At 59.3% G+C, this 18208-nt stretch carries 13 protein-coding genes; 3 read left to right on the top strand and 10 right to left on the bottom strand.

Annotated elements, in window-relative coordinates; genetic code table 11:
- Positions 1 to 52 precede the first annotated feature (52 nt).
- Both FGL65_RS13575 and FGL65_RS13570 read right to left on the bottom strand, forming a co-directional pair.
- On the bottom strand, positions 53 to 955 hold the full coding sequence (locus tag FGL65_RS13575) for a hypothetical protein (RefSeq protein WP_250645493.1): 903 nt from the start codon (positions 953 to 955) through the stop codon (positions 53 to 55).
- A 3-nt stretch (positions 956 to 958) separates the two neighbouring features.
- Complete coding sequence (locus tag FGL65_RS13570; RefSeq protein WP_147821780.1) at positions 959 to 4168, bottom strand: DEAD/DEAH box helicase; 3210 nt, start codon at positions 4166 to 4168, stop codon at positions 959 to 961.
- A 185-nt stretch (positions 4169 to 4353) separates the two neighbouring features.
- On the opposite strand from FGL65_RS13570, the gene FGL65_RS13565 reads away from it, so the two are divergent.
- Positions 4354 to 5997 (top strand): peptide-binding protein, encoded by a 1644-nt coding sequence (locus tag FGL65_RS13565; protein WP_147821778.1) that lies wholly within the window; start codon positions 4354 to 4356, stop codon positions 5995 to 5997.
- A 14-nt stretch (positions 5998 to 6011) separates the two neighbouring features.
- The gene (locus FGL65_RS13560; RefSeq protein WP_147821776.1) at positions 6012 to 8180 is read left to right on the top strand and encodes a RelA/SpoT family protein; all 2169 of its coding nucleotides are present in this window, start codon (positions 6012 to 6014) and stop codon (positions 8178 to 8180) included.
- 131 nt (positions 8181 to 8311) lie between these two features.
- Here FGL65_RS13560 and FGL65_RS13555 read toward each other — a convergent pair whose 3' ends face one another.
- From FGL65_RS13555 to FGL65_RS13530, 6 genes are all read right to left on the bottom strand, one after another.
- Positions 8312 to 8707, bottom strand: coding sequence for a cytochrome c3 family protein (locus FGL65_RS13555; protein WP_147821774.1), 396 nt, complete (start codon positions 8705 to 8707; stop codon positions 8312 to 8314).
- A gap of 208 nt (positions 8708 to 8915) precedes the next feature.
- Positions 8916 to 9320 carry a PPC domain-containing DNA-binding protein gene (locus FGL65_RS13550; protein WP_147821772.1) on the bottom strand — a complete coding sequence of 135 codons (405 nt, stop codon included), beginning with the start codon at positions 9318 to 9320 and terminating at the stop codon, positions 8916 to 8918.
- A 157-nt stretch (positions 9321 to 9477) separates the two neighbouring features.
- Complete coding sequence (locus FGL65_RS13545; protein ID WP_147821770.1) at positions 9478 to 11241, bottom strand: amino acid ABC transporter permease; 1764 nt, start codon at positions 11239 to 11241, stop codon at positions 9478 to 9480.
- Between the two features lie 68 nt (positions 11242 to 11309).
- A complete protein-coding gene (locus FGL65_RS13540) occupies positions 11310 to 12137 on the bottom strand; it encodes an ABC transporter substrate-binding protein (RefSeq protein WP_147821768.1) in 828 nt (275 codons plus the stop codon).
- Between the two features lie 68 nt (positions 12138 to 12205).
- A complete protein-coding gene (locus FGL65_RS13535; RefSeq protein WP_147821766.1) occupies positions 12206 to 12934 on the bottom strand; it encodes an amino acid ABC transporter ATP-binding protein in 729 nt (242 codons plus the stop codon).
- A 311-nt stretch (positions 12935 to 13245) separates the two neighbouring features.
- Positions 13246 to 14610 (bottom strand): L-serine ammonia-lyase, encoded by a 1365-nt coding sequence (locus FGL65_RS13530; RefSeq protein ID WP_147821764.1) that lies wholly within the window; start codon positions 14608 to 14610, stop codon positions 13246 to 13248.
- A gap of 138 nt (positions 14611 to 14748) precedes the next feature.
- Between FGL65_RS13530 and fsa the strand changes: the two genes are divergently transcribed.
- A complete protein-coding gene (fsa, locus tag FGL65_RS13525) occupies positions 14749 to 15390 on the top strand; it encodes a fructose-6-phosphate aldolase (RefSeq protein WP_147821762.1) in 642 nt (213 codons plus the stop codon).
- A gap of 51 nt (positions 15391 to 15441) precedes the next feature.
- Here the strand turns inward: fsa and FGL65_RS13520 are convergent, their stop codons facing one another.
- Positions 15442 to 16203, bottom strand: a complete 762-nt coding sequence (locus FGL65_RS13520; RefSeq protein ID WP_187170391.1) for a substrate-binding periplasmic protein — start codon at positions 16201 to 16203, stop codon at positions 15442 to 15444.
- Between the two features lie 138 nt (positions 16204 to 16341).
- A complete protein-coding gene (locus tag FGL65_RS13515; protein ID WP_147821758.1) occupies positions 16342 to 18192 on the bottom strand; it encodes a potassium transporter Kup in 1851 nt (616 codons plus the stop codon).
- Positions 18193 to 18208: the final 16 nt, after the last annotated feature.

The following is an 18208-nucleotide window of genomic DNA, read 5'->3' as shown; positions in this document are numbered from 1 at the left end:
AGACTAGCTCCTCATACATATGTGGAATATTATATTCTCGATAGGGCGGTGCTTAGGGCCGGGGACGGCTGAACAGGGTGTTGTAGGTCACGGTGAGCAGCACCGCGTAGGCCGCCGCTCCCACGCCGAGGATGGCGTTGTAGTAGGGGGGCGCGGTCAGGGCCAGGCGGATGAACAGGGTGGCCAGGGCGAACCCGGAGTTGCGGAACACGGCCCGGAACGAGGGATGGAATCGCTGGGAGATGAGCACCAGCAGGATGTCGCTGAAGATGAGCACCGTGTAGAAGGCCAGGAAGAAGTCGAAATCGTGTCCATACCCATGGAAGAAGAGCCAGAGGTTGTATGATCCCATGCCCAGGAAGCATGCCAGCAGAGTCAGGGCCACGATTTTCTTGGCGGAGACGAAACTGAACAGCGTGGCGCCCCGGGTCTGCTCGTCTTCGGGATCCTTGCGCAGGAGCATGTACAGCCCGAGCAGGCCGAAGATGACCAGGGCGGAAATGCCGTCCACCGCGATATGTTTGAGCGCCTCCAGCTCCCCTTCGCCAATGGTGATGGGTTCCGGAAAATGGACCAGCTCCTTGAAGGAGTTGCGCAGCAGGATCAGGGCCAGGATCTCGAACTGCTTGCCCACTGCCTTGGAAATGGAGCAGGGCAGGGTGAAGATGAGGCTGACCACTTCCAGGATGAGCACCAGGGTGAAGGCCAGGCTGATGGCCATGTAGTGGCTGGTGGGCGTCCTGGCCGCCAGGGGGTCGGGCAGCCAGCCCTGGCGGTTCATTTCGATGCAGGCCATGCCCAGCAGGAAGGTGGCGATCAGCAACCCGGCCACGCTGCGCTGGGTTCGGTCGCTCTCCCACCACTGGTGCAGGGGGTCGAAGAGATAGGTGGCCCGCTGGTAGACCCGGTTCATGAAGCCGCAGGCGGCGCTCGGGTCGTTTCCTGGAGCCGCCATCGTCTAAACCTCGAAGAGCATTTCCAGGTCGTCGCGCGTCAGGCTCTTGAGCGCGGATTGCCCCGGGATGATGGCCTCGGCCACATCCTTCTTCATTTCCTGCAGCTTGAGGATCTTTTCCTCCACCGTGTTCTGGCAGATCATCTTGTAGGCGAAGACCTGCCGCTTCTGGCCGATGCGGTGCGTCCGGTCGGTGGCCTGGTTTTCCACGGCCGGGTTCCACCACGGGTCGTAGTGGATGACGTAGTCGGCCGAGGTCAGGTTCAGGCCGGTGCCGCCAGCCTTGAGCGAGATGAGGAAGATCGGGATGTCCGGGGAGTCGTTGAAACGGTCCACCTGGTCAAAACGGTCCTTGGAGGAGCCGTCCAGGTAGCAGAAGGGCATGTCCTTGATCTCCAGCCAGGAGCGGATGATGTGCAGCATGGACACGAACTGGGAGAAGACCAGCACCTTGTGGCCGCCTTCGATGATGTCCGTGACCAGATCCTTGAAGGCGTCGAACTTGCCCGAGGGCAGGTTGGTGTCGATGCCCGGGATGTCCAGCTTCAGCAGGCGCGGGTGGCAGCAGATCTGCCGCAGCTTGAGCAGGGCGTCCAGAATGGACATCTGGCTCTTGGCCAAGCCCTTTTCGTCCACGTCCCTGAGCACCTGGTCCTTGAGCTTCTTGGCCAGGGCGCTATAAAGCACCTGCTGTTCCTCGATGAGGTCGCAGTAATGCGTGGTCTCGATCTTGGGCGGCAGGTCCTTGGCCACTTCGGACTTGGTGCGGCGCAGGATGAAGGGCTTCACGCGCGAGCGCAGGTAGTTGAGGGTGTCCTCGTCGCCGTCCTTGATGGGCTTGACGATGCCGCGCTGGAAGGAGTGCTGGGACCCCAGGAAGCCGGGCATGAGGAATTCGAACAGGGACCACAGCTCGAACAGGTTGTTCTCGATGGGCGTACCGGACAGGCAGAGCTTCATGTCCGCATCCAGCCTGCGCACGGAACGGGCCGTGATGGTGTTCGGGTTCTTGATGTTCTGGGCCTCGTCCAGGATCACCGCGTTGTATTTGTACTTGAGCAGTTCATCCAGGTCGCGGCGCAGGAGCGCATACGTGGTGATGATCAGGTCCGAGTCCTTGATGTGCTGGAACAGATCCTCACGCTTGGCGCCGTAGATGGTCAGCCTGGTGAGGTCGGGCACGAACTTCTGGGCCTCGCGCTCCCAGTTGGGCAGCACCGAGGTGGGGACGATGATCAGGTTTGGGCCGGCCTTGCCGGACTCGGCAATGGACTGGATGAAGGACAGGGTCTGGATGGTTTTTCCAAGCCCCATTTCGTCGGCCAGGATGCCGCCGAACCCGTATTCGCGCAGGAAGTTCAGGTAGCTTAGACCCTGCTGCTGGTAGGGGCGCAGGGTTGCGTTGAGATTCTTTGGCTGATTTACCTGTCTTATTTCCTTGAAGTTTTCTATCTTCTGGCGCAGCTCCACAAAGAATTCGTCGGTCTTGGCGTTCGGAATGTCGTCCAGGATCTTGTCCAGGACCGGCACCTCGAACTGCTGGAATTCCTTCTGCGGCGGCTTTTCCGGGTCGTATCCCAGGGCCTTGAGCTTGTAGCCCAGGCGCTTGAGCCAGCTTTCGGGCAGGCTGGTGTAGGAACCGTCCTTGAGCTGCACGAAGCGCTTGCCGCTGGTCCATGCCTTCCAGATGGTTTCGATGGGCACCCGCTGGTCGTCGTATTCCACGGACACTTCCAGCTTGAACCACTTGTTTTCTTCGTCGGACTCCACCTCGGCCACGATTTCGGGCTTGGAGTTGCGGACCTTGTAGCGGGTCAGGTTCTTTTCGCCGAAGACCCGGTAGGCCTCGATGAGCATGGGGTAGTAGTCCAGCAGGAAGTTGATGGCCTCTTCCTGCTCCATGAACCAGATGTGGTTGCTGCGCGGCTGGAAGCCCATGTCCGCCAGTTCGGACAGCAGTATGGCTTCCTCCTGCTGCTCGCGGCGGATGAGGTAGCTCTTGCCCTCTATGTGGTAGCTGCCGGTCTGCAGGTCCGGGTTGGGGCCGGGCAGGACGAATTCGCCGTGCTCGTTTTCGTAGATGTTCTGGACCTTGAGGGTCAGCAGGCTGCCTTCCTCGTCCAGGTAGAGCTTGGGGTTGTAATTGGCTGCCTGGAAAATGGGGCCCAAGCGTTCCAGGAAGTCCTCGTGCCCGTAAAGGTCGGACTGCGGGATTTTGGTCCAGACGCGGTCCAGGAATTCGGAGACGTCCGAATGCGGGATGATGGGCTGCTGCTCAACCATGTCCTGGATGAGTTCTGGGTCGAGGCCGGTCTGCACCGGGTAGAAGCCCTGCTTGCGGAACACCCACAGGGGCAGGCGGCCGTAGAAATATACCTCGTCTTCCGCGGTGATGGGGAAGGGGAGCTTGTCCTCGCGGGCGAGCATGATGTCGAAGTTCAGGCCGTCCTCGGAAAGGCGCGGCGAGAGCTTGAGCTGCATGGTCTTGTTTTCGATGCGCACGGGCTGGTCGGTTTCGCGCAGGTACAGGTAGTATTCGGCCTTGATGGAGCGGAAGAACCAGGAGTGCAGGCCTGCGGGGATTTCGACCTTGTGCCCCCAGTAGTCCAGGTAATGGCCGATCATTCCCGCCACCCGGGGCAGGAAGGGCGAAGTTTCGCACCATTCGGGGTTTTCCACGATCTGCTGTAGGGTGATTTCGTTCTGGACCTGGGAAATTCCGGACTTGTTCTGGCGGGCGCGGAAAAAGGCTACCTGCAGCCTGCCCAGTTCCGGGTAGATGCGGTAGATGATGTAGTGTTTGCCAGACTCCGGCTCCAGCTCGGTGGCGAAAAAGGGGCGGAAGGTCTGGTGCCAGTCCGTGCGGGGGGCCGGGATGTCCTCTCCCTGTTCCGTGTCCAGGGATTTGAGCAGCTTCACGGCCGTGGCGGCCACGTGCCTGCATACCCCGGAAAAGGAATCCGGGCAGTTGCAGTAGTAGTTGACGGCCCTGTCTCCGAGATTGATGCCGATTTCCGAGGAATAATTCTGGAAATCCTCACCTTCGACCTGCCCGTCGATATCCCAATATCGCTCGCGCTGCTTGAGGTCCATCTTCTGGACCCCGCCCGCGGCGGCGATGCTTTGCCCCATCTCTAGGATGTAGTCCGGGATGGTGTTGTTCACGAAATCCTGAAGGATCTGTTTGACAACTGATTCTTCACCGTTGGCCATTTTTCTCGAAAGCTCCTTGATATTTCAGCCCCGGCCAAGACCACATTTCCGGTATGGCGGGGGCAAAAATTCTGTGTAATACTTGGGGCTCTTGGAATATTTAGGGCAATAAAGGAATTGATTTTGATCGCCCCCCCCAAGAATCAATTGTATATGATCCAATAACCCCCTTTTGGCAAGAAAAAATGAAAGTAGCAAAGCTCATACTCATATTTATCATTCCCTTGCTGTGCGTCGGTTGCGGCGATTCCGCCAATGATTCCGGCAGGCAGGTGAAACGGGTCGACATCTCCTCGGTGAAGATTCCCGACACCCCGGAATACGGGGGGCAGCTGGTGGAACCCGTGATCGGCGATTTCACCAACTTTATTCCCTATCTCTCCTCGGACAGCGGTTCCCATGACGTCACTTCCAAGGTCTACGTTGCGCCTCTCCAGTACAACAAGGACATTGAGTTGGTGCCCTGGGCCGCGGAGTCCTTTGAGGTGTTGGACAACGGCAAGCATCTCCGGTTCAAGCTTAGAGAGGATATCCGCTGGTTCGACGGGGAGCCGCTTACGGCCGAGGACGTGGAGTTTACCTACAAGCTGCTCATCGATCCCAAGACGCCCACGGCCTATTCCGGGGACTGGAAGGCCATCAAGGAGTTCCGCCGCACCGGCAGGTATTCCTTCGAGGTCTTTTACGATAAGCCCTATGCCCGTTCCCTGGTCACCTGGGCCATGGAGATTCTTCCCAAGCATGCCCTGGAGAACGAGGATATTTCCAACACCCGGTACAGCCGCGAGCCCCTGGGGGCCGGGGCGTACAAGCTCAAGGAATGGATTCCGGGCAGGCGGGCCGTGCTGGAGGCCAACCCGGACTATTTCCAGGGCAAGCCCTACATCGATTCCCTGGTCTACAGAAACGTGAGCGACATCTCCACCCAGTTCCTGGAGCTCAAGGCGGGCAACGTGGACATGATGGGCCTGACACCGCTGCAGTACCTGCGTCAGACCGTGGGCAGCGAGTGGGCCGGCTACAACAAGTACAAGTATCTTTCCTTCGGCTATTCCTTTCTGGCCTACAATCTCAGGCACCCCTTCTTCCAGGACGTGCGCGTTCGCCAGGCCTTGGATTACGCAATCGACAAGCAGGAGATCGTCAAGGGCGTACTCATGGGGCTGGGCATTCCGGCCGTGGGGCCGTACAAGCCCGGAACCTGGGTGTATAACGACAAGATCCGGGACCGGGGATATCACCCGGAAAAGGCCCGTGAACTGCTGGCCCAGGCGGGCTGGAAGGATACGGACGGCGACGGATTGCTGGACAAAGACGGAAAGCCGTTTTATTTCACCATTCTGACCAATCAGGGCAACTCTCAGCGCGTCAAGTGCAGTGTCATCATCCAGGAGAGGTTGCGGGATATCGGCATCAAGGTGGATATCCGAGTGGTGGAGTGGGCCGCGTTCATCAACGAATTCATGGACAAGGGGCGGTTCGACGCCATTGTCCTGGGGTTGAGCATCACCCAGGATCCGGACCTGCACACGGTCTGGCATTCCTCCCGGATGACGCCCAACGGCCTCAATTTCATCGGGTACAAGAACGAGGAATTGGACAGGCTTATCGAGGCGGGGCGGCACACCTTGGATCAGGACGAGCGCAAGAAGATTTATGACCGGGCGCAGGAAATTCTTTTCGAGGAACAGCCTTACTGCTTCCTGTATGTCCCGTATTCCCTGCCCATCGTGAACGGCAAGGTGCAGGGCGTCAAACCGGCTCCGGCCGGCATCGGCTACAACTACACCGAGTGGTGGATACCCAAGGTGCTGCAACTGCGGCGCTGAAAAAATATGCAAGCATGATTCGAATAAATGACATAACCGACAAGGTCGCGAGCTATATCGACGACCCGGACCTCGCCCTGATCCAGAAGGCGTACATCTTTGCGGCCCAGGCCCACGACGGCGTGGTGCGGCTTTCGGGCGAGCCCTATATTTCCCACCCCATGTCCGTGGCCTACCAGCTTGCGGAAATGCAGCTGGACGAGGCCAGCGTGGCGGCCGGGCTCCTGCACGATACCGTGGAGGACACGGACACCACCATCGACGAGATCGAGGATCTCTTCGGCGAGGAAGTGGCCGACATCGTGGACGGGGTGACCAAGATCAGCAAGATGCAGTTCGAGTCCAAGGCCGTGGCCCAGGCCGAGAACATGCGCAAGATGATCCTGGCCATGGCCGAGGATATCCGCGTGCTCATGGTCAAGCTGGCGGACCGGCTGCACAACATGCGCACCCTGGGGCACATGAAGCCCATCAAGCAGCGCATGATCGCCCAGGAAACCCTGGATATCTACGCGCCCCTGGGCAATAGGCTCGGCCTGCACCGCATCAAGACCGAGCTGGAGGACATGTGCCTCCAGTACCTCAAGCCCGACGTCTACGAGCAGCTGAGCGAGGCCGTGGCCAAGCACAAGTCCGCAGGTCAGGAATACATCGACAAGGTTATCGGGCTCATCGAGGACATGTTCACCAAGAACAAGATACAGGGGCGGGTCTACGGACGCACCAAGCACCTGTACAGCACGCACGTGAAGATGCAGCAGCAGGAGCTGAGCTTCGAGGAGATATACGACCTCATCGCCTTCCGCATCATCGTGCCCTCGGTCAAGGACTGCTACGCGGTGCTGGGGCTCATCCACGCCGAATGGAAGCCCATCTCAGGCCGGTTCAAGGACTACATCTCCATTCCCAAGGCCAACATGTACCAGTCCCTGCACTCCACGGTCATCGGGCCGGACGGGGAGCGTATCGAGGTGCAGATCCGTACCGAGGAGATGCACCAGGTGGCGGAATACGGCGTGGCCGCCCACTGGCAGTACAAGGAAGTGGGCAAGGGCAGGAAAAAGGGCAAGAGTTCCGGACAGCGCGACGCCGAGCGTTTTACCTGGCTGCGCCAGATCCTGGACTGGCAGCGCGAGCTCAACGATCCGCGCGAATTCATGGCCTCTCTGCGTTTCGATCTTTTCCAGGACGAGGTCTACGTGTTCACCCCCAGCGGCGATATCAAGGAGATGCCGGACGGGGCCACGCCCGTGGACTTTGCCTACGCCATTCATACCCAGGTGGGGGATCACTGTGCCGGGGCCAAGGTCAACGGCCGCCTGGTGCCGCTGCATACCAAGCTTCAGAACGGCGATTCCGTGGAAGTCATCACGGACAAGAATCGCAGCCCCAGCCGGGACTGGCTCAAGTTCGTCCATACCGCCAAGGCCCGGACCCGCATCAAGCAGCATATCCGCACTGTGGAACGCGAGCGCAGCCTGGCCCTGGGCAAGGAAATGCTGGAAAAGGAAGGCCGCCGTGTGGGCGTCAACGTGCAGAAGGCCTTGAAGGACGGCTCCTTCCTGGATCTGGCCAAGGAGTTCAACTGCTCCTGCGCCGATGATCTCGTGGCTCAGGTCGGGTACATGAACCTGACGGCCAAGAAGGTGCTCAAGCGGCTCTATTCCCTGCTGCACGACGAGCCGGAAGCGGAACGCATTCCGGAAAAGGCTCCCGAACCGCCCAAGCCCGCGGCCAAGTCCAAGTCCGACGGCCTGAACATCAGCGGCGTGGACAAGATGCTGGTCCGTTTCGCCAGCTGCTGCAACCCGCTGCCGGGCGACCCCATCACCGGCTACATCACCAGGGGGCGCGGCGTGACCATCCACCGGGTGGACTGTCATAACGTCAAGAATTTCGAGCCCGAGCGCCTGCTGGCCGTTTCCTGGGAAGGCGAGGAGGAACGGTCCTACCCGGCCAAGATCAGGATCAAGTGCCACAACCGGCTGGGCATGCTGGGCAAGATCTGCACGCTGCTCAGCGAGGCCGCCGTGAACATTGATTCCGGCACGTTTTCCTCCCAGGTGGACGGCACTTCGCTGCTGGAATTCACCGTGGAGGTCAAGGACCTCAACCAGTTGTATTCTGCCCTCGGAAAGGTCAAGAATCTCAACGCGGTTATTGAGGCCCTGCGCGTTTCGTAGCCGAGTGCTGAAAATCGAACATCTGCCGTTTTGCTTCAAAAAGAATTTGAAAGCCCGCCATAGAACATGGCGGGCTTTTCTATGCGTTCCGGTTGAAGGAGGCACCCGGAACTGCGGGGAGTGGAGGTTTGTTACTTCTTTACATGGCAGGCCTTGCAGGCGGTGGGGGCCAGCTTGTTGCCCGCCTTCTTGGCGGCCTTGTGGCAGCCCACGCAACTGTGTTCATCCTTGCCATGAAACGCCTTGTAAAAGGCCATCTTGTCCTTCTTGTCCGGCTGGTCGTGGCAGCCGGAGCTGCTACACTTGAGCACTTCGGCCTTGCCGTCCCAGGTGTGGTGGCAGGTCTTGCACTCGACCCCGGCCTTTGCATGCTGATTGTGCGAGAACGGCACTTCCGCCTTTTGGGCCTTCATGGCTTGGGGAGCGGCCAGGAGCATGTCCGCCGGTACCTGCACGCCCGCATAGGCATTCCCCACGCAGAGCAGGAAGGCGAGTATGACGGCACATTGGAATATTCTGGTTCTCATGACATTCTCCTTCGTTGGAGGTCCATTGTTGCCTTGTCATTAGCAACCCGCGTGCCAGAAATGTAATATCTTGAAATTGTTTGAAATGACTGTTTGAGGAGTTGCGCGGGCGCGGATTTGTGTACGCAGGGTGCACGTGTGCGCACCATTTTTACCCACAAAAAAAGGCCTCCCTTGGGAGGCCCTCATGATTGTATGCTTTGGGAGTTTAGCCCCAGAGGAACAGCTTGGTGGGGTCGTCGAAGACGCGGTTCAGGGGGGCGCCCTTTACCTCGCGGAGAAACGCCTCCGCCGCAAAGATGATACAGCCTTCCATGGCGTGGCCGCCCAGGGCCGCGCCGGTTTCGTCGGAAAGGGTCAGGTGCAGGTGGACGAAGATCTCGCCGTCCTTGAGCGAGATGTTGCCCATGCCGGCCAGCAGTTCCACGTTCTTGTCCACGGGGTGGGCCTGGTATTCGAAGGTTTTCTGGTTGTAGTAGCCCAGTTCGGCCTTTTCCAGGGCGCCGATGACCTGCACCGTGCCCCGGGTGATATTGTTTTCCCTGGCGACCCGGGTTAGTTCGGCCACCAGATCTTCGCCCTTGCGCAGGCGGGTCAGTACTTTCTTGCTCATATCGTGCTCCTTTGAGGTTGCAGGATGTGTTGTTCGGGTTGCGTGGAACCTACTCTCTCGGCCCCTTGATGAAAAGCATGGTGGCCGGTTTTTATTGTCATGCAAACAAAGAAAGGGAGAGCCGAGGCCCTCCCTTTTATTCGTCTTGCGGTTCCCGTTACATGTCCAGGCGAACCTGCTCGGGACTGAGTTTTCTTTCCAGGTGGGCGGCGTACTTGCTCATGCAGAAGCAGCAGACAAAGTAGAGGAAGGCCACTGTGGTGTAGATCTCGAACGGGTAGATCATGGTCCGGTTGTTAATGGCGTAGGCCGCGCGGGTCAGGTCCATGACGCCGATGGTATATACCAGCGAGGTGTCCTTGAAGTCGGCGATGAACATGCCCACCAGGGCCGGAAGCATCTGCTTCAGCGCCTGGGGCAGGACGATCTTGCGCATGGTCTGGAAGTAGCTCAGCCCCGTGGACTTGGCGGCCTCCACCTGGCCCGGGGGAATGTTCTGAATACCCGCCCGGACGATTTCCGCTATGTAGGCCCCGAAGAAAATGGTTAAGGCCCAGGTGCCGGCCCAGAACGCCTTGAGTTCGAACTTGAACATGACCGGGATCAGGAAGAAGACCCAAGTGATGACGATGAGCAGGGGGTTGGCCCGGATCAGTTCGATATAGGCCGTGCACGGGATGCGGATGAACTTGAGCGTGGATGTGCGGCCCATGCCCACGAAGAGCCCGATGAGGAAACTGCCGGAGATGGAGAACACCGCCATGAGAATGGACACGGACAGACCGCCCAGGCCGTAGAAGAATTCGGTCTCCGCGCCATCCGGAAAACGCCAGATGAGTAAGGTTTTTAAGCTCTTGAATATGACTTCCCAGTTGAATCCCAGCAGGGCCATGGTCGTCTTGTAGAGCAGGACGGCGAGGAATAGCAGAAAGGCTCCCCGGGCGCTGAGAACGAACCCTTTCCAGGCGAGCTGCATCATGCGTTCCGCCGGGGAGAGGGTCTTGGATGCGGCGCGTTTGCGGGCGATTCTGCGTTTGGTGCGCGAGGCGCGGCGGTAGGCCATGCCGAAGGGAGCGAATAGCAGGTCTGCAACTTTGCGGAGGGTGTTCTCCTGTCCCTTGGGTACGATCTTGAGCTTGGCGTTGATCAGGGCCATGAAACCGGCGATGAACAGCGACAGGGTGGTGTAGATGACCGTGCCCGCCGTGAGGGCTTCGAAGCTGTGATAGGTCAGCGAGGAAACTTCCTTGATGGCCCAGAAGACTTCCATGACGCCGATGGTCTGCGCCAGGGAGGAGTTTTTCATGTTGTTGAGGAATTCGCTGCCCAGGGGCGGGATGATTTCCCGGAAGGCCAGGGGAAGAATGATCCTGCGCAGGGTCTGGCCGAAACTCAGGCCGGAGGAATAGGACGCTTCCAGCAGCCCCTTGGGCACGGACTGGATGCCCGAGCGTATGATCTCGGCCATGAAGGCGCTGGTGAAGATGCCCAGGCCGCCCACGGCGACCCAGAACTCGAAATTCAGTTCGAAGAGCTTGAAGCGGATTTCTTCCGGAAAGGCGTAGGGCAGGGCGAAGTTCCAGAAGAAGAGCTGGATGAGCATGGGGGTGTTGCGGAACAGCTCAACATAGCAGGTGGCGAACCAGTAGACCGGCTTGAACTTGGAGAGCCGGGCCAGCCCGAAAACGGTGCCCAGACCGAGTGCGAGGATGGCGGAGTACAGTGAAATGGTGATGGTCAGGTTCAGGCCGTTGACCAGGTAGTCGCTCATGAAGCCGTACTGGGTCTCCTTGTACAGGATGGTCCAGTTGAAGTCATACTTGAATTCGAAGATGAACCCGAAATAGTAGACCAGCAGGCCGAGCATGAGCAACAGGGCCCCGTTCTGGACCCATTTTTTTTCAAAATGGCGTTTGAGCATCGTATTCCGTCAAGTAAAGGTCCCGGGCACATGGCCCGGGACCCTGTTTTTGTTACGTCGATCGGGGCCTAGGGCCACATTTCGATCTTGGAGGTCAGCGGGAAGGGGTACTTGGACTCGGGTCCGAACCATTTGTTGTAGATCTTTTCGTAAGTGCCGTCCTTCCAGATGTCCTGCAGGGTGAAGTTGACTGCGTCGCGCCATGCGGAGTCGTCCTGGGGCAGGCCGATGCCGTAGGGTTCGTCGGAGATGAACTCGCCCACCAGTTCGAACTGGCCGGGAACCTTGGCGGCGTAGCCGAGCAGGATGGTGGAGTCGGTGGAGATGGCCTGGACGCGGCCGGAGCGCAGGGCTTCGAACATGGCCACTTCACCGTCGTAGCCGATGACCTGCGGGTTGGGGTTGCCCAGGCCCTTCAGGTATTCGGTGGCGTTGATGATGGAGGTGGTTCCCTGCATGGAGCCGACCTTCATCTTGGCCAGGTCCTTGATGTCCTTCACGGCGCCTTTTTTGGCCAGGAACTTCTGGCCGTCGAAGAAGTAGGTGATGGAGAAGTCGATCTTCTCGTCACGCACTCGCTTGTGGGTCATGTTGGAAAGCACCATGTCGACCTTCGGCGGATCGGTCTGCAGGAAGGAAATACGGGTTTCGTTGCTCACGACGGTGGGTTCGAGTTTGCAGCCCAGGCGCTTGGCGATTTCCTTGGCCATGTCCATGTCGAAGCCGGTCCATTCGTTGTTGTCGTCGATGAAACCGAAGGGGATGCCCTGGTTGGAGATGCCGGCGCGTACGACCTTGTTCTGCATGACGCGGTCGTAGGTGGGGCCAGCAAACACCAGGGAAGTGGTCACGAGCAGCAGTGCCGCAACGAGAGCCAGAAGCTTGAAATGACGCATAGAACCTCTCTCCTTTGTTGGGTTACCTTATTAAAGCCCGAAAAACGATGGTCTTGGGCATTAACCTACTAGTGTGAAAGAATCTTGCTGAGGAAGTCCTTGGTCCGGTCGCTCTGCGGATTGTGGAAGAATTCCTCGGGCGTGTTCTGCTCGATGAGCTGGCCGCCATCCATGAAGATGACCCTGTCCGCCACCTCGCGGGCAAAGCCCATCTCGTGGGTGACGCAGATCATGGTCATGCCCTCGCGGGCCAGGGATTTCATGACGTCCAGCACCTCGTTGATCATTTCCGGGTCCAGGGCGGACGTGGGCTCGTCGAAGAGCATGATCTTGGGCTGCATGGCCAGGCCGCGGGCAATGGCCACGCGCTGCTGCTGGCCTCCGGAGAGCTGTGTCGGGAACGAGTTGGCCTTGTCCGGGATGTTGACCTTGTGCAGCAGTTTCATGGCGATGGCCTCGGCCTCGCCGCGGGGCATGTGGCGCACCATGATGGGCGCCAGGGTGATGTTGTCCAGCACGGTCATGTGCGGGTAAAGGTTGAAGGATTGGAAGACGAATCCCACTTCCGCGCGCAGCAGGGTCATGTTGGTCTTGGGATCGCTGACGTCCATGCCGTCCACGAGGATGTTGCCCTGCTGGATGGGCTCCAGCCGGTTGATGCAGCGGATCATGGTGCTTTTGCCCGATCCCGAGGGGCCGCAGACCACGACCACTTCCCCTTTCTGGATGTCCAAAGATACGTTTTTGAGGACGTGCAGATCCCCGAACCATTTATTTACATTTTTGAAAGATATCACGTTGTTCAATTCTCCCCAGTAATCCTGTTCGATAAGGCACATCGGCAACTAGCAGAATTACTGGGGCCGGGCAACATTTTTGACCAATGCCCAGTCGCAAGATTGTTACGAAAAATAGGTGTTTCGGAGGCGAACTTGTGGGGAATGCGAAATGAAAAGTGCAAAGTGTTGGGTTTTGCGAAGCAACATGTTTTGCGATTTTATCATTTTGTAAAAAGCGGCCATTCAAACAATTTTTTTGCGCGTTCCAAAAAAACATGGCCGGATCGTCAAGACCCGGCCATTTGAAATGTATAACTATTTGCCGATTATCAACATTCTATGACGCTGACCGCCAGTCCTCCCAGGGAGGTTTCCTTGTATTTCCGGGACATGTCCCGCCCGGTTTCGGCCATGGCCTTGATGACCTTGTCCAGGTCCACCATGTGGTAGGCGGCTTCCACGGAACTGGCGATGAGGTAGGCGTTGTACGCCTTGACCGCGCCCATTGCGTTTCGCTCGATGCAGGGGATCTGCACATAGCCGCCCACGGGGTCGCATGTCAGGCCCAGGTGGTGCTCCAGGGCGATCTCGGCGGAGTTTTCCGTGACCTGGAAGCGGTAGCCGCGCGCATAGGCCATCATGGCCGCGCCCATGGCCGAGGCCACGCCCACCTCGCCCTGGCAGCCCACTTCCGCGCCCGAGATGCTGGCGTTGTTCTTGGCCAGGAAGCCGATCGCGGCGGCGGCCATGAGCCCCTGGCGGATTTCGTCGGTGAGCGCGCCCATGTGGCGCTTGAGCATGAAGAGCAGGGCCGGGATGACCCCTGCGGCCCCGGCCGTGGGGGCGGTGACGATGCAGTGCCCGGCGGCGTTCTCCTCGGATGCGCCCATGGCGTATGCGTTGATGGCCTTGAGGAACCCCGGTCCCTGGAAGTGGCCTCTCTTGGCCTTGGCGTAAAGGGTGGGGGCCTTGCGGTGCAGGCCTATGGGGCCGGGTAGTATTCCTTCGGTCTGGATGCCCTGTTCCACGGCGCGCTCCATGACCATGATGATGTTGTCCAGGCGTTCGTAGATTTCGTTTTCCGAGAGCCCGGTGATGGCCATCTCGTTTTCCAGGATGAGATCGTGCAGCCTGATCTCGTGCATGACCAGATGCTTCTTGAGCTCGGCCATGTTCTTGTACTTGTATTTCGGTTCGCCGATCTGGGGCTCCTCCCAGCCTTTCCAGCGCAGGAAGCCTCCTCCGATGGAGTAGTATTCCTGTTCGAAAAGGATCTTTTCGCCCTTTTGGAGCCGGAAGACCATGGTGTTGCTGTATGGGTAGTCGTGTTCCACCGCATCGAAGACGACCTCGTTACCCTTGAAGTCGATGGACTTGGGGCCGATGTCCAGCGGGTAGACCTGTTCGGGGTCGTGGTCCAGCCCGTCGAGCACGTCCGGGTGGCAGGTCTCGGGCTGGTGCCCCAGCAACCCGGAAATGACCGCGCGCCGCGTGCCGTGTCCTTCCCCTGTGGCGCTCAGGGAGCCGAACAGGTGTATTTCGATGATGTCGGCCTGTTCCAGGAGGGCCGTGTCCAGTTTCCGCACCTCTTCCATGAAGCAGTAGCCCGCCTTCATGGGGCCTATGGTGTGGGAGCTGGAAGGACCCGGGCCGATTTTGAATAGCTCGAACAGGGAAGTCGTGATAAAGGACATCGTTGAACCTCGCTTAGCATCCTAAAGAAGGTGGAACGCGGCAAATGGATTAATAATTGGTCAATTTTTCGTAATTATGTGAATATAGAATGGATCGAAAAGGAAGCAAAGAATTTTCGAGCATGAAAGGAGACCTGTATGGAGTTTTTCATCGACACCGCAAGCCTTGACGAAATTCGCGAAGCCAACGCTCTGGGGCTCATCGACGGCGTGACCACCAACCCGACCCTCATGGCCCGGGAAGGGCGGGATTGGCGCGCCATTGCCCGGGCCATCTGCGACGAGGTCGAAGGCCCGGTGAGCCTGGAGGTGGTGGGCACCACCGCCGACGCCATGGTTGAGGAGGCTCGGGAGCTGATGAAGTTCGGCCCTAATGTGGTCGTCAAGATCCCCATGCTCCCCGAGGGCATGAAGGCGGTGCGCACCCTTTCGGCCATGGGTATCCAGACCAACGTGACCCTGGTGTTTTCTCCCAACCAGGCCCTGCTGGCCGCCAAGGCCGGGGCCACCTATGTCAGTCCGTTCGTGGGCCGTATCGATGCCATCGGCGGCAACGGCATGGACGTGGTTTCCCAGATCCTGACCATCTACGGACAATACGGTTTCGGCACCAAGGTGCTGGTGGCCAGCGTGCGTCATTCCGGGCATGTGCTGGAGTCCGCGCTCATGGGGGCGGACGTCATCACCATTCCGTTCGGCGTCATCAAGCAGCTCGCGCATCATCCGCTTACGGATTCCGGGCTCGAGGCCTTTCTCAAGGATGCCGAAAAACTTCAGTGACGGCGTGCGGCCGAAATGAAAAGAAGAAGGGCGGCTCTCGGGCCGCCCTTTTCAGTAGCTGTCGTAATCCGGGTATTCGAAGCCCCATTTCTCGAAAATGGGCTTCAGTTCTCCCGTCTTGTGCAGTTTACGCACTCCCTCGTCGTAGAGCTTCATTATTTCCCTGCCCCGTTCCGAGGTGTTGAAGACCGGATGGTAGCTTCGTGTGCCCACGGTCTGTATATCGTAGCGGGTGGGGTCGAAGGGGATTCTGTTCTTATTGATGCTGTCCTCGATGAAATTGATGTCGTCCACATAGAAGTCGGCCCGGCCCAGGAGGATCATACCGAGCGCCTGTTGGCCCGAGGTCAGCTCCCTGAATTGTATGTCCACGTCCTGGAATTCGCTGGGCAGGTAGTAGCTGACCCGCCAAACCAGGAATTTGTTGTTCAGGCTTTTCCTGCCATGCCAGGGGCCGATCCGGTCCTTGTTGAAAAAGACGTGATAGTGGTTGACGAACATGGGGTAGCGGGCCAGGGCGAGCGGTTTGTCCACCGAATAGGCCTTGCAGGTCATCATGTCCGCATCGCCGCCGGCCACGAGCTTGTACGCGCGGATCGAAGGCATGTATTCACGCTTGACCTCGATGCCGTACAGCCCGAACACCTTGTTCAGGATTTCATGGTAGAGCCCCGTGCCGTCCTCGTTGGTGAACTTGTCCCAGGAAGGTCCCACCGCAAGCACGCTGGTCACCTTCTCTTCCTCCGCATTGCAGATGCCCCCGGGGAGCATGAGCAGGAATGTGGCGAGCGCGATGGCGAAATATTTGATCAAGGGAACTCCATGAAGCTGCATTTGTAACGAGAATAGAACAGATGCGAAGGGAAGGAAAGAGGGATGCACATATTGCTTGATGCATGTTGAAATGCTCATGTTCTCATGTGTTTTGCGCGGGGTGCGGAACAGCCGGCTTCAGAGCTCCACCTGCACGCCGAGTTCGATGGTCCGGTGCGGGGGGATATTGAAGTACTGGGCCGGGCTCATGCTGTTGCGCGCCATGATCCGGTACAGGAATTTCCAGAGCCGGTGTTTGCGGGGAACAACCAATGTTTCCCGGCCGAGGAAGAAGACGCAGTCGTTGACGTTGACCGGAACGCCGACCGTATCCAGCTCGGAGATCACCAGGCGCGCGTCCGGATGCTGCGTGTATCCGTAGCGGGCGATGACCCGGTGGAGGTTGTCGCCGAGAACCTTGACCACCAGACGGTTGGCGGTGCTCACCTTCGGCACCGGTTCCACGAGAAACGAGAGTAGGATGACGTGCTTTTTCAGGGAGCCGGTCAGGTCCAGGGAATGCTTGAGGATGGCGGGAGTCAGCCGGGGGGATGCCGTCAGGAACACGGCGACGCCTGGCGTCCGGGCGATGGCGTCCTTGGCCAGCAGGGCGGCGATGTCCTCGCTCGGCACGCGGTATTGGGCCAGCTTCTGGCCGACGATCCTGCGTCCCCTGGTCCAGGCGGCCATGAGCGCGGTGATGCCGCCCGCCACGGCCAGGGGGATCCAGCCTCCGCCGTCCAGCTTGGCCAGGTTGGACGTGAACAGGCTGGCGTCGAAGATCATGAAGAAGCCGCACAGGGAAAATGCGGCGAACGTGGACCAGCCGCGTATGCTTTTCAGGTACAGGGCGTAGAGGGCCGTGGTGATGACCATGGTGGTGGTGATGGCGATCCCGTAGGCCCCGGCCAGGTTTTCCGAGGTCCGGAATCCTATGACCAGCAGCACGCAGATGACGCCCATGACCCAGTTGATTTCCGGGCAGTATATCTGGCCTTCGGCCTCTTCGGATGTGTGGCGGATATGCATTCTGGGCAGGTAACCCAGCTGGATGGCCTGCCGGGTTATGGAAAACACGCCGGAAATGACGGCCTGGGAGGCGATGATGGTGGCGCAGGTGGAAAGGGCGACCATGGCGGGCAGCAGGCCCGGGGGCACCAGTGCATAGAGTGGGGACGCCGTGGCCTCGGGAGAGCCTGCCAGCAGGGCCCCCTGGCCGAAGTAGTTGAGGAGCAGGGCGGGCATTGCCACGCCGTACCACGCCAGCCGGATGGGCCGTTTTCCGAAATGCCCCATGTCCGCGTAAAGGGCCTCGCCCCCGGTGACGCACAGGACCACCGCCCCGAGCACGATGGTCGATTCCAGGCCGTTATTTAGGAAGAAGCTGACGGCATGCCACGGGTTGACGGCCTTGAGGATGTCCGGATTCCGGGTGATGCCCAGAATTCCCAACAGGCCGAGGCTGGCGAACCAGAGCAGCATGACCGGCCCGAATATGCGGCCGATTCTGTGGGTGCCGTGGTACTGGACCAGGAACAGCCCCGCCAGCACGGCGCAGGTGAGCGGCACCACATAGGGATCGGCTTTGGTGGTGATCACGGACAGCCCCTCCAGGGCGGAAAGCACGGAGATTGCCGGGGTGATGAACCCGTCCCCGTAGAGCAGGGCCGCGCCGAACAATGCGGCGAACACCACCCAGGGCCGTTCGGTGCGCAGGGTTTCCGGCAGCAGGGAGAACAGGGCGATAATGCCCCCTTCGCCCCGGTTGTCGGCCTCCATGATGAAGGAGACGTATTTGAGGCTGATGACAATGGCCAGGGCCCAGAAGACCAGGGAAAGCACGCCCGTGACGTTGGCCGGGGTGGCCGCCACTGCGTGGAAGCCGCTGAAGCACGCCTTGAGCGTATACAGCGGGCTGGTTCCGATGTCCCCGAACACGATTCCCAGCGCGCCCAGGGCCAGGGCTTGGGTGGTTGTCTTTTCGGCCATGCAGCCTGTGTACTGC

The organism is Salidesulfovibrio onnuriiensis, from assembly GCF_008001235.1.
GTDB lineage: Bacteria > Desulfobacterota > Desulfovibrionia > Desulfovibrionales > Desulfovibrionaceae > Pseudodesulfovibrio > Pseudodesulfovibrio onnuriiensis.
The sequence above is the reverse complement of the archived record's forward strand: the minus strand, read 5'-3'. Positions and strand labels throughout refer to the sequence as shown.